The organism is Seonamhaeicola sp. NFXS20 (genome assembly GCF_049132085.1).
Classification (GTDB): Bacteria; Bacteroidota; Bacteroidia; order Flavobacteriales; family Flavobacteriaceae; genus Seonamhaeicola.
Window position 1 is genome coordinate 1 of record NZ_JAFMPU010000009.1, and the last position, 12,322, is coordinate 12,322.

Sequence of the window (12,322 nt, forward strand, 5' to 3'; positions counted from 1 at the left end):
TCGTTGCCTTTTTTAGAAACCCTTCATAGTAATATGAAGGGTTTTTTTGTTTTCGATTTTCTCAGTTTTTTCTAATACAAAATAATGCCTGTCCCTTTTCCTATTGCATTTTAGTTGAATATTTTAGTCATAATCCTTGATCCCTGATCATGAGTAGAAGTTGTGTGTGAATAAAGATAGTTTTAGTTTTGAAGTCTTAAAATTATTGTATTGGAACTTACCATAGACCTATTAAAACTGTTTTTACCTGAATTCTTAATCGACAACTTCGATTTAGTGAAACATACTAAAACTAACGAAATTCTTCATTTGTATTTTCAAGAGAAAAAACCATTCCCAATGAGTTTGATAAGCAAATAGTCATTGCGCATGGTTTTTACAAAGAAATAACAGTACAAGATTTCCCCATTAGAGGAAACACAGTATACCTACATATAAAACGTAGAAGATGGCTCAATAAAAACAACCAACAAATTGTACAAAGAGACTGGAATCTAGTAGCTAAGGGAACTCGTATGACTAACGAATTCGCTGCTTTTTTAAAAGAAATTAGTAGATACTAAAGCTAATGATTGTCATACCATAGCGGAATTCTACAATCTTAATGGCAAAAAACTACAAAGGCAATATAGAGACTGTTTAAGTGAATTCAAACAATGGAAACAGAAGTCTCATGCTAAGTAATATCTCATCTATCCCCAAAACATAGGTAAATATCTTTCCATTGATGAAACAGCACTTTCCAAAGGAGAACTATACACCATTATAACCAACAAAAAAGCTAAAGGTAAAAAAGGCGCTATTGTAGCCATATGTGCAGGAACTAAAGTAGAACCTATTATTGAACAACTACTTAAAATCCCTTCTAAAACCAGAAATAAAGTCAAGGAAATAACACTAGATATGGCAAATTCTATGAAAACAATTGCCAGAGTTTGTTTTCCAAAAGCAACACAAGTAACCGATAGGTTCCATGTACAAAAACTGGCTCTTGAAGCTTTACAAGATATTAGAATTAAACATAGATGGGAAGCTATTGATCAAGAAAACAACTCGATAAAACTAGCTAAAGAAAAACAACATGAATTTTCTCCTGAAATATTTGATAATGGTGATACTAGAAAACAATTACTTGCCAGAAGTAGATACCTACTTTACAAAGCCCCTTCTGATTGGACTCAAAGTCAACACCTCAGAAACAAAATACTATTCCAACAATACCCTGATATTAAAAAAGCTTTTGAGCTAGTGCAAAACCTCAGAAATATATTCAACCAAGCTAAATCAATACAAATAGCCTACACAAAATTGGCGCAATGGTATTACCAAGTAGAAAATTCAGGTTTTAAAGCTTTCAATACTATAGCTAATACTATTACTCTTAATTATAAATCTATCCTGAACTACTTTATTAATAGAAGTACTAATGCTTCGGCTGAAGCTTTTAATGCTAAAATTAAAGCTTTCAGAAGTCAGTTTAGGGGTGTGAATAATCTAGAATTCTTTCTCTTTAGGTTAACTACAATTTTTGCATAAAACACAACTTTTGGTCATGATCCCTTTAATTGTTCCCAATGTTGTCCCCTTAGAAACAAAAAATCCCGTAAACATTGCTGTTTCGGGATTTTTTTGTGGTACCTCCAGGAATCGAACCAGGGACACAAGGATTTTCAGTCCTTTGCTCTACCAACTGAGCTAAGGTACCTCGCTAAAGCGGTTGCAAATATAAAATCATTTTTATTATTCGCCAAAATAAAAATAAAAAAAACATCATAATTTTAATTTTATTTTGGTATTCAATATTATAATTTAATTAAGAGTATAATCCTCAGTGTTTTGTAAATTTGCAACTTAATAAAAATTATGAATTTAATTATTGATGTAGGTAATTCTTTTGTTAAACTTGCTGTTTTTAAAAGAAATACTTTAAAACAAAAAATAGTTGTAACAAATCATGATTTAATTGAATCTGTTGTTTTAATATTAAAAAAATATAAATCAATTAAAAAAGGAATTATTTCATCGGTTGGTGAATTTGAGGTTGAACAATTTGATGAAATAAAAAAAATGTTAGACCTTTTTGTATTAGATTCTAAGACTAAGCTTCCATTTAAAAACAAATATAAAACCCCCAAAACATTAGGTGTAGATAGAATTGCACTAGTTAGTGCTTCTGTAAAACATTTCCCTAAAGAAGATGTTTTAATTATTGATGCAGGTACTTGTATTACTTACGATTTTATAAATAAAAAAAATGAATATTTAGGAGGAGCCATATCTCCAGGGTTGCGAGTAAGATATAAGTCTTTAAATAATTTAACGGCTAACTTACCGTTATTAGAAACAGAGAAACCAAAAAGTATTATTGGGCAGACTACTAAAGAATCTATACATTCTGGTGTTGTAAATGGTGTTTTAATTGAAATTGATGGAGTTATTAAGGCTTATAAACAAAAATATTCGGATTTAACAGTTATTTTAACAGGAGGTGATGCTAATTTCTTGTCTAAACAATTAAAAAGTAGCATATTTGCCCATTCTAATTTTCTTTTAGAAGGATTGAACTATATTTTACAAACTAATTTAAACGAATGATAAAAAAACTTGTAATAGTTTTTGTTGCTTTAATTGCATTTCAAATATATGGACAAGAGGGTACAGCATCTCCATATTCCTTTTACGGTTTAGGGAACCAAAAATTTAAAGGTACTGTTGAAAACCGAAGCATGGGAGGTATAAGTGTTTTTATTGACAGTATTCATGTTAATTTACGTAACCCAGCGTCTTATGCCACTAAAAACCTTCAAGCTTTTAATGGAGAAAGCAGACCAGTTAAATTTGCCATAGGAGGAAGTCATAATAGTATTAAGCTAAAAACCGATACTAGTACTGAAAGCACAAGTTCTACAACTTTTGATTATATAGCTTTAGCCATACCAATGGGGAGGTTTGGATTTGGATTTGGGTTATTACCTAATACATCGGTTGGGTATAAGCTTGAATCTTTAAACAATGATGGAGCTATACAAAACAGGTTTAGAGGAGAAGGAGGAGTAAACAAAGCTTTTTTAGGCTTAGGATATAGACTAGCAGATGGATTAAGCATTGGTGTAGATGCCCATTATAATTTTGGAAATATTCAAAATAGTATTGTAGAATACCAATATGATAACGGAGTGCCAACCATATACCAATCAAGAGAAAGTAATCGGTCTGACTTAAGTGGATTGAATTTTAATTTTGGTGTTTCGTATAATAGAAAGATAACTAATAAATTAGAGTTATCTGCTACTGCAACGTATTCACCAGAAAGTACTATAACTTCTAAAAACAATCGTTCTATAGAAACAATAAGTACTTCTACTACAGGACAAGAGTATGTGAATGATTCTGTTGAAATAGATTTAGAGTCTTTAGGTCAAGCTGAAACAGAATTAATTCTACCATCAATATTTACTGTTGGATTAGGTGTTGGAGCACCTAGAAAATGGTTTGTAGGGGCAGAATATTTATTTCAAAACACAAGTAATTTAAGAAGACCTATATCATCAAGTGCGCCTCCTAATAGGCCAACTCACAAAGATGCGTCTACCATTTCTGTTGGAGGATTTTTTATTCCAGATTACAGATCGTTAAATAATTATTTTAAAAGAACTGTATATAGGGCTGGTTTTAGGTATGAGGATACGGGGCTTAATATAAATTCAGAAGCAATTAAAGAGTTTGGCATATCTTTTGGAGTAGGATTACCATTAAGTGGAGGTATATCTAGTGCCAATGTAGGATTTGAAATAGGTAAACGCGGAACAACTAATAATAATTTAATACAAGAGAATTTTATTAATTTACAATTAAGTTTATCTTTGGGCGATAGATGGTTCCAGAAAAGAAAGTATAATTAAACACAGAACAATTTATATCATGAAGACGAGAATTACTTTATTATTAACATTATTCATGGCAGTAAGCTTTGGTTTTGCACAACAAGATGAAGAGTGCATGACTAAGCTATCAATTTTTCATGAGTATGTAAAAGCTAAAAACTACGATGCGGCATATGAGCCTTGGATGGCAGTAAGAAACAAATGCCCAAAATTTAATAATGCCATATACGTTGATGGCGAAAAGATTTTAGAGTATAAGATTGAAAACGCTACAGGAGCAGATAAAGTTGCCTTTATAAACGATTTAATTAAACTTTACGAACAAAGAGGTCAATATTTTGCAAGCAAAACACCTAAAGGAAAATATGGTGCTATGTCTTGCCAATTAATGTATGATAACAGAGAAGAGTTAGGAAAATCTGCTGAAGAATTATATAAATGTTTTGATGATGTTTATAATGCCGATAAAAAGAACTTTAAAAATGCTAAAAGTTTATACAGTTATTTTTCTTTAATGGTTGAATTATATGATGCTAAAGAAAAACCAGCAGAAGATTTATTCAACAAGTATGATGATGTAGTAGAAAAAGTTGAAGATGAAATTAAAATAGCTTCAGAAAACTTAAATAAGTTAGTAGCTAAAGAAGATGCGGGAACAGCATTAACAAAAAAAGAAGGACAATATAAAAGATATTATGGGCAAGTTTTAAATGCTTATGATAAAATTTTATCAGGTATTGATGGTAAATTAGGACCTCGTGCAAACTGTGAGAACTTAATTCCTTTATACCATAGAGATTTCGAAGAAAACAAAACAGATGGTGTTTGGTTAAAACGTGCAGTAAGTAGAATGTACTACAAAGATTGTACAGACGATCCATTATATGAAAAAATGGTAAAAGCCTATGATGAAGCTGCACCGTCAGCAGATACTAAATACTTTGTAGGAACCGTTTTATTTAAAAATGGAAAAGAAAACGAAGCAATTAGTTACTTTAAAGAATCTTATGATTTAGAAGAAGACACCTTTAAAAAAGCTAATTTGGCTAACAGAATTGGTTTAATTCTTAAAAAGAAAGGAAGATATGGTCAAGCAAGAACATATTTCAGAAACTCTTTAAAATTAAATCCATCAAATGGTCGTCCTCATTTATCAATTGCAGCCATGTATGCTGCAAGTGCAAATAGTTGTGGAGATACAACATTTAATAAAAGAGCTGTATATTGGTTAGCAGCTGAAGAAGCACAAAAAGCAGCAAGAGTAGATCCTACTCAAAAAAGTAATGCCGCTAAGTCTGTTGCCAATTATAGAGCTAAAGCACCTCAAAAAGCTGAAATTTTTAGTGCTGGTAACTCAGGACAAGTTATTAAAATTGGCTGTTGGATAAATGGACAAGTTACTGTACCAGCAATAAACTAATTATATTGCACGGTTTGAGTTAATTCTCAAAACAATAAATGAAACAAATAGTTAAATATTATATATTAAACATAGTCACAGTATTAACTGTGACTATGTTTTTTTCATGTAAAGACAACTATGCCGAAGTTCAGAAAATAGGAATATCTGAAAACGAACCTATTGGTGAGGCAGAAAACATTAATTTAAAATATACAGATTCTGGAAAGGTTACCAGACACTTAATTGGGAAAACAATGAAAGACTATTCTAACCGAGATTTTCCTTATTATGAATTTCCAGATGGCATCACACTTTACATTTATGATGATGCTAAAAAAAGTACTATTGTGTCAGACTATGCTATTATTTATGACGCAACAAGTATTATAGATTTACAAGGAAATGTGGTGATAACCACGCACGATAAAAGAATTTTAAAATCAGAACAACTTTATTTCGACAGAAAAAAAGAATGGTTGTTTACTAATGTACCTGTTACATTTGAGTCTGAACAGGATATTATTCATGGTAATGGGTTTGATTCTAATGGCAGTTTTACCAATGCAGAAGTACTAGAAGTTACAGGTATTATTGCTGTAGATGATTAAGCTTCTTATTCATTGCTTTCCTATTTTAACTATCTTTACACAAATTATATATAAATGAAATATCTAAGTATTTTTCAATACGTTTATTTGGTTTTTGCAGCATTGTTTTTATATGACGGTATCTCTAAATGGGGTAATGGAACTAACGGTGCCTACATATCGTTAGGATTTGCTGCTTTAGCAATTTTTATGTTTTTCTTCAGACGAAAGTTTAGTAAGAAGTTTCAAAACAGAAACAAGTAAAATTAAATGACACTGTATGTTGTAATAATTGTTGTGTCTTTAATGCTTTCGGCATTTTTTTCGGGTATGGAGATTGCCTATGTGTCTTCAAATAAAATACATATTGAAATAGAAAAAAAGCAAGAAGGCCTACTAGCAAAAGTTTTAAGTAAGCTTACTGTAAAACCATCAAAATTTATAACCACTATGCTTATTGGTAACAATATTGCATTGGTTATTTATGGTTTTTTTATGGGAGATTTATTGGTTAATTGGTTCCAAACGTTATTACCAAGCTCAAGTTCTTTTGTAAATTATTTATTAACAGATTTAAGTTTACTATCTCAAACAGTTATTTCAACGTTTATAATTTTAATTACTGCAGAATTTTTACCTAAAGTTTTCTTTCAAATTTATGCTAATACACTTGTTAAAGTATTGGCGGTACCTGCGTACATTTTTTATCTGTTATTTAGTTTAATATCCGGATTTATAATTTGGATTTCAGATTTTATACTCAAAACGTTTTTTAAAACCGAAGGCGATCAAATTCAATTAGCTTTCACAAAAGTAGAGCTTGGTAATTATATAAGTGAACAAATGGAATCTGTTGAAGAACATGATCAGGTAGATTCTGAAATTCAAATTTTTCAAAATGCATTAGAGTTTTCAGAAGTTAAAGCTCGTGAAGTAATGATTCCTAGAACCGAAATTATTGCTGTTGAAATCAATGAATCTATAAAAACACTAAGTACGCTTTTTACAGAAACAGGACGAACAAAAATTTTAGTATATAAAGATACTATTGATGATATTTTAGGCTATGTGCATTCTTTTGAGCTTTTTAAAAAACACAAGAACATAAAATCAATGATGTTGCCCGTAGAGTTTGTTCCAGAAACGGTTCTTATAAAAGATGTGCTAAATGTGCTTACAAAAAAACACCGCAGTATGGCTGTTGTAATAGATGAGTATGGTGGTACCTCGGGCATTATGACTGTTGAAGACATTGTAGAAGAATTATTTGGCGAAATTGAAGATGAACATGATACTATTGATTTAATAGAGGAAAGGATTGATGAAAATACATTTAAGTTTTCAGCTAGATTAGAAGTAGATTATATAAATGAAACTTACAAATTAAATTTGCCAGAAAGCGAAAACTACGAAACATTAGGAGGGCTAATAGTAAATCATACCGAAGAAATTCCAGAAAAGGATGATGTAGTATTAATTGAGGATTTCAAATTTATTATCAAAGAAGTATCAAACACAAAAATAGATTTAGTAACACTTAAGTTGTTAGAAGATAGTTAACTAGGGCGATAATTACTAAGATTTAAAGGCGTTTATTTAAATTTAATAGAAGTTACTCTCAACAATGGAGTAGTTTAATTCAATTATTGATAGTTTCGGCTTTTATTATTAAATAGAAAATGGTATTTTCGCGCACGATATTTTTGTCAATCAGTCTGTTTTGATTGATTTCTAATATTAAATAGAAAACGCCCTTAGGGTTTATAAAATCACACATAAAAAATGGCAATTTTAAATAAGATAAGACAAAAAACCATAGTATTAATAGTTGTAATAGCAATGGCTTTATTTGCATTTGTACTATCTGGTCTTTTTGATGGAAGCGCAAGCTTTTCTGGTAAATCTCAAAATGTAATTGGATCTATTAACGGTAAAGATATTTCTCGTGAAGAGTTTCAATTAAAAGTAGAAAATCTTCAAAGACAAATGGGTTCTAGCGCCACAACTACTCAAGTAATGAATAGAGTTTGGGATCAAGAAGTGAGACAAAACGTTTTAGAAACTCAATTTGAAGCTTTAGGAATTTCTGTAGAAAAAGATCAAATGAGAGATTTATTAAAAACAGCATTAGCTACTAATCCGCAGTTTTTAAATGAAGCCGGAATATTTGACGAAAATAAGTTAAATGAGTACATAGCAAACCTTAAAGATAATTCACCAACAGGTTATGCAAGTTGGATAGACTACGAACAATCTATTGCTACTAATGCCTTACAACAAAACTACTACAACCTAGTTAAAGCTGGTTTAACAGGTACTTTGGCAGAAGGAGAATTAGAACATAAACTAGAAGGAAATAAAGTAGATATAAAGTATGTGCAAGTACCATATTCATCTATACCAGATAGTATTGTAAAAGTATCAAAGTCTGATATTTCAAGTTATATTCAAGATAACGAAAAAGAATTTCAAGTAGAAGAATCTAGAGATATTAGATTTGTTGAGTTTGAAGAAGTGGCATCAGTTGCCGATGAAACAGCCATTATCAATGAACTTAAAACATTTTTAAACGGAAGATTGGTAGATGAAACCGGAAGAAAAGATACAATAGTAGCTTTTTCAAAAGTTAAAAATGATGCAGAATACATAAACCTAAACTCTGATATTAAGTTTAATGATCGTTTTGTTTTTAAATCTGGCTTAGCATCTCAAGTTGCAGATAGTTTAATGAAACTTAATGTAGGTGAAGTTTATGGCCCATATAAAGAGAATGGATATTTTAAGATTTCAAAATTAATTGCAGAAAAACAAATTCCAGACTCAGCCAAAGTAAGACACATTTTAATTCCTTTTATAGGAGCGCAAAGTGCTGGTACCGATGTTACCTTAACAGAAGATCAAGCCAAAGCACAAGCCGATAGTCTATTAACTGTAATTAAAAGAAACCGTTCTAAGTTCCCAGAATTGGTAAAAGAATTCTCATCAGACAAAGGAAGTGTTGATAACGGAGGACGTTATGATTGGCATCCATATAACTCTATGGTTCCTGAATTTAATGACTTTGAATTTGAAGGTAAAGTTGGAGATTTAGGAGTGGTTAAAACAGTTTTTGGTTTCCATATAATAGAAATAGAAGGACAAACAAGTAAAAAGAGAGCTGTAAAAGTAGGAAGTATTGCTAGAAAAATAGAACCATCAGAAGAAACAACATCTAAAATATTTAGAGAAGCTTCTAAATTTGAAATAGCTGCAGCTGATAAAGATTTTGAAACCTTAGCAGAAGAAAGTAGTTATACTGTAAGACCTGTAAATGGTATTAAAGCTTTAGATGAAAGTATTCCTGGTGTGGGTAACCAAAGACAAATAGTACGTTGGGCTTTTGAAGAAGAAGCAAATGTTGGAGATATTAAACGTTTTAATATTCCTGGAGGATACGTGGTTGCGCAATTGGTAGCTAAAAATAAAGCTGGTTTAATGTCTGTTGAAGATGCTACAGCTAAAGTATTACCAATAATTAGAAAGGAGAAAAAAGCAGAATTAATAAGAGAAAGAATATCTGCTACTACTTTAGAAGATTTAGCCGCTGCTGAAAATACTACGGTAAGAACAGCATCTGCTATAAACATGAAAAACCCAACCATTTCTGGTGCTGGTAGAGAGCCTCTAGTAGTGGGAACTGCTTTTGGTTTAAATGAAGGAGAAACTTCAGGATTAATTGATGGAGATAGGGGAGTATATATGGTACAAGTTACCAAAATAACACCAGCTGTAGAGTTAGATAATTATCAAGCTGCTGCTAATAGAGTAGAGCAACAAAAGTCAGTTACCGTAAATAGTAAATTATACAATGCTTTAAAAGCGGTAGCTGAAATTGAAGATAATAGAGCAGAATCTCAGATTCAGTAAAATAGTGTAATATAATGTTATAAGCCTCGTTTTTAACGGGGCTTTTTTTGTAGTCAATATTGCGTGGTCTTTAAAATAAGCTATAAAATAAGTTTCACTATAATTTATAAAACCATTTCTGAATACGGAATAATAGTATGGAATCCTTTATTTTTAAAATAATTTGTTGGGTTATTTTTTAAGCTTGCTAAAACAAAATCGCCTCCCCAAGCACCAAGGCTTTTTACACTTCCACTAAAATCATTAAAAAGAAGTTCTTTAACTGTTCTTTGCTTAGTAATGTTAGCAATTATAGACTCATGCTTAATAATTAAAGCGTCAAATTCCTCTAAAGAATTACATGTTATCATTTTAGAGGTTATGGAGTTAATATCAGAAATAACTTTTTGAATACTGTCTTTATTTTGTGCTTTATAATGTGCTATACCTTCTCTACTATTTTGTTTTTTGTTTAAATGAACAAAATATAGATAGTCTTTAAACGAAGGCTTAAAAGTAACCTGATTAACTAAAGGTGTTTTGTTTTCTAACTGGTAAGTAATTGGATGTTCACTCTGTGCGCAGGCAATATCATAACCACTACCGCCAAATGTAAGTTCTAGTAATTTAAAGGCATCAACATTTGCCCATTGTGCCATATTATTTATTAATGTTGAAGAAGTGCCTAATCCCCAATTTTTAGGGAAATCTAAAGATGTAGTAATTTTGTATCCGTTTTTAGAATTTAAAAATTTAGGATTTAATTGTTTACAAGTGTTAAGTATTTGTGTAATTCTTTCAGATACATCGTTACTTTGAAAGGGGTTTAGTAGCTTTTTATTATTAATTTCAAATTCACCTTTAAACCAAAGATTACCCTTTTCATCAAAACTTTCCCAAATAATCACAGGTTTTTCAATTAATTCTAAATTAAGAGATTGACCATATTTTGTGGGTATAGCTAAAGAAACAGCTCCATCAAGAACCACATACTCTCCGGTTAGTAAAAGTTTACCGTGGCTATAAAATTTTTGCATCTTAGTTTTTTGATCTTAGATTTTGAATGGCCTCAACAACCGCACTATGTGTTACAGTATTGTTTTTAAAATGTTCAGTTATAGTTTGCTTTTCAACATCTGTAGCTTTAAACTGATTTAAAATATTCATTAAGTGCATTTTCATATGTCCTTGCTGAATACCAGTTGTTGTAAGAGAACGTAAAGCTGCAAAATTTTGCGCTAAACCAGCCACCGCAATAATTTGCATGAGTTCTTTAGCCGATGGTTTGTGTAACAACTCTAAAGCTAGTTTAACCAAAGGGTGTAAGCTTGTAAGACCGCCAACAGTACCTATAGCCAGTGGAATTTCAATCCAAAATTTAAACGTATCATCTTCAATTTTAGCATGTGTTAAACTACTGTATTTGCCGTTTCTAGAGGCATAGGCATGAACACAAGCTTCAATAGCTCTAAAGTCGTTACCAGTAGCTAAAACAACGGCATCAATACCATTCATAATACCTTTGTTGTGGGTTACAGCTCTGTAGGGTTCTATTTCAGCAATATTGACTGCTTGAACAAATTTTTCAGCAAAGGCTTTACCAGTAATAGCTTTGTTCTCGGTTAAATCGTTTACATGGCAACTAACTTCGGCTCTAACTAAACAATCTGGAACATAGTTAGATAAAATGCTCATAACAATATCAATTTGCTTTTCTTCATCAGAAAATAGATTGAAGCTTTGAGCCTCATTTTTAAAAGTTTTAGCAAATTGCTCTAAGCAGGAGTTTATAAAATTGGCTCCCATAGCATCTAATGTTTCAAATGATGCATGCAGTTGATAATAGCCGTTTATGTCTTTAGTTTTATCTCGTAATTCAATATCTATAATGCCCCCACCACGTTTTTCCATATTACCCGTAATAGGTTTTGCATCATCAATAAGTTTAGGTTTAATAGAGTTGAAATACTGAGTTAATCTTTTAAAATCACCTTTATAAATAAAATGAACTTGCCCAATTTTTGTAGTAGAAATTACTGTGGTTTTAAAACCACCGCGCTCTAACCAAAATTTAGCAGCTTTACTTGCTGCAGCAACAACCGAACTTTCTTCAATAGCCATTGGAATGGTGTATAGTTTACCATTTATTAAAAAGTTAGGTGCAACACCAAGTGGTAAATAATAGTTAGTTATAGTGTTTTCTATAAACTCATCATGTAGTTGTTGTAGTTTTTCGTTGCTATTCCAATACTGTTTTAAAATACTTTTAGCACTTTGGGCATTGGTAAAGTAAGTTTCTACAATCCAATCAATTTTTTTAGACTTTGAAAGTTTAGAAAAACCAGCAATAGATTTACTCATAAAATGATAATTTGTTGAGCAAAGATACTACACTTGCTATGAATATTAGATATCTTAATTGTTAGGGCTTAATAAAGTGTTAATAATTGCTGTATTTTGAATAATTTTTATTAAAATTGACATCGTTTTACAAAAAAATCATTTCTTTTTAAGAAGCATCTGTTATTTTCAATTATAAATTGTAAGGATAGTTTTATAGGTGT

General features: G+C 30.9%; 11 protein-coding genes and 1 tRNA gene. 9 read left to right on the forward strand and 3 right to left on the reverse strand.

Annotated features, from left to right (window positions below; translation table 11 throughout):
- Window positions 1–362: 362 nt before the first annotated feature.
- Complete coding sequence (locus J1D01_RS12515; RefSeq protein WP_421151145.1) at window positions 363–563, forward strand: ISAon1 family transposase N-terminal region protein; 201 nt, start codon at window positions 363–365, stop codon at window positions 561–563.
- A gap of 160 nt (window positions 564–723) precedes the next feature.
- Complete coding sequence (locus J1D01_RS12520; protein ID WP_421151146.1) at window positions 724–1,536, forward strand: ISAon1 family transposase; 813 nt, start codon at window positions 724–726, stop codon at window positions 1,534–1,536.
- A gap of 96 nt (window positions 1,537–1,632) precedes the next feature.
- On the opposite strand, the gene J1D01_RS12525 is transcribed toward J1D01_RS12520, so the two are convergent.
- A tRNA-Phe gene (locus J1D01_RS12525) sits at window positions 1,633–1,705 on the reverse strand.
- A gap of 158 nt (window positions 1,706–1,863) precedes the next feature.
- Here J1D01_RS12525 and J1D01_RS12530 point away from each other — a divergent pair.
- The 7 genes from J1D01_RS12530 to J1D01_RS12560 all read left to right on the forward strand — a co-directional run bounded on the left by J1D01_RS12530 (window position 1,864) and on the right by J1D01_RS12560 (window position 9,779).
- On the forward strand, window positions 1,864–2,595 hold the full coding sequence (locus J1D01_RS12530) for a type III pantothenate kinase (protein WP_372937755.1): 732 nt from the start codon (window positions 1,864–1,866) through the stop codon (window positions 2,593–2,595).
- Window positions 2,592–3,902, forward strand: coding sequence for a hypothetical protein (locus tag J1D01_RS12535; RefSeq protein ID WP_421151060.1), 1,311 nt, complete (start codon window positions 2,592–2,594; stop codon window positions 3,900–3,902). The genes J1D01_RS12530 and J1D01_RS12535 overlap by 4 nt, the downstream gene beginning before the upstream one ends.
- Window positions 3,903–3,921: 19 nt before the next feature.
- Window positions 3,922–5,304: a tetratricopeptide repeat protein gene (locus J1D01_RS12540; RefSeq protein WP_372937757.1), complete on the forward strand. Its 1,383-nt coding sequence runs from the start codon at window positions 3,922–3,924 to the stop codon at window positions 5,302–5,304.
- A 38-nt stretch (window positions 5,305–5,342) separates the two neighbouring features.
- Entirely contained in the window at window positions 5,343–5,894 is a 552-nt protein-coding gene (gene lptC, locus J1D01_RS12545; RefSeq protein WP_372937758.1) for an LPS export ABC transporter periplasmic protein LptC, read from the forward strand.
- A 54-nt stretch (window positions 5,895–5,948) separates the two neighbouring features.
- Window positions 5,949–6,137, forward strand: a complete 189-nt coding sequence (locus J1D01_RS12550; RefSeq protein WP_372937759.1) for a hypothetical protein — start codon at window positions 5,949–5,951, stop codon at window positions 6,135–6,137.
- A gap of 6 nt (window positions 6,138–6,143) precedes the next feature.
- The gene (locus J1D01_RS12555) at window positions 6,144–7,433 is read left to right on the forward strand and encodes a hemolysin family protein (RefSeq protein ID WP_372937760.1); all 1,290 of its coding nucleotides are present in this window, start codon (window positions 6,144–6,146) and stop codon (window positions 7,431–7,433) included.
- 222 nt (window positions 7,434–7,655) lie between these two features.
- Complete coding sequence (locus J1D01_RS12560) at window positions 7,656–9,779, forward strand: peptidylprolyl isomerase (RefSeq protein ID WP_421151061.1); 2,124 nt, start codon at window positions 7,656–7,658, stop codon at window positions 9,777–9,779.
- A gap of 104 nt (window positions 9,780–9,883) precedes the next feature.
- Here J1D01_RS12560 and J1D01_RS12565 read toward each other — a convergent pair whose 3' ends face one another.
- Both J1D01_RS12565 and J1D01_RS12570 read right to left on the reverse strand, forming a co-directional pair.
- Window positions 9,884–10,795 carry a GYDIA family GHMP kinase gene (locus tag J1D01_RS12565; RefSeq protein WP_421151062.1) on the reverse strand — a complete coding sequence of 304 codons (912 nt, stop codon included), beginning with the start codon at window positions 10,793–10,795 and terminating at the stop codon, window positions 9,884–9,886.
- A 1-nt stretch (window position 10,796) separates the two neighbouring features.
- Window positions 10,797–12,119: a hydroxymethylglutaryl-CoA reductase, degradative gene (locus J1D01_RS12570; protein WP_421151063.1), complete on the reverse strand. Its 1,323-nt coding sequence runs from the start codon at window positions 12,117–12,119 to the stop codon at window positions 10,797–10,799.
- Between the last annotated feature and the right edge of the window lie 203 nt (window positions 12,120–12,322).

Excerpts from the sequence above, each read along its gene's own strand:
- J1D01_RS12570 (WP_421151063.1), bottom strand. The coding sequence starts at position 12,119 with ATGAGTAAATCTATTGCTGGTTTTTCTAAACTTTCAAAGTCTAAAAAA.
- J1D01_RS12550 (WP_372937759.1), top strand. The coding sequence starts at position 5,949 with ATGAAATATCTAAGTATTTTTCAATACGTTTATTTGGTTTTTGCAGCA.
- J1D01_RS12540 (WP_372937757.1), top strand. The coding sequence starts at position 3,922 with ATGAAGACGAGAATTACTTTATTATTAACATTATTCATGGCAGTAAGC.
- J1D01_RS12560 (WP_421151061.1), top strand. The coding sequence starts at position 7,656 with ATGGCAATTTTAAATAAGATAAGACAAAAAACCATAGTATTAATAGTT.
- J1D01_RS12555 (WP_372937760.1), top strand. The coding sequence starts at position 6,144 with ATGACACTGTATGTTGTAATAATTGTTGTGTCTTTAATGCTTTCGGCA.
- lptC (WP_372937758.1), top strand. The coding sequence starts at position 5,343 with ATGAAACAAATAGTTAAATATTATATATTAAACATAGTCACAGTATTA.
- J1D01_RS12530 (WP_372937755.1), top strand. The coding sequence starts at position 1,864 with ATGAATTTAATTATTGATGTAGGTAATTCTTTTGTTAAACTTGCTGTT.
- J1D01_RS12535 (WP_421151060.1), top strand. The coding sequence starts at position 2,592 with ATGATAAAAAAACTTGTAATAGTTTTTGTTGCTTTAATTGCATTTCAA.
- J1D01_RS12565 (WP_421151062.1), bottom strand. The coding sequence starts at position 10,795 with ATGCAAAAATTTTATAGCCACGGTAAACTTTTACTAACCGGAGAGTAT.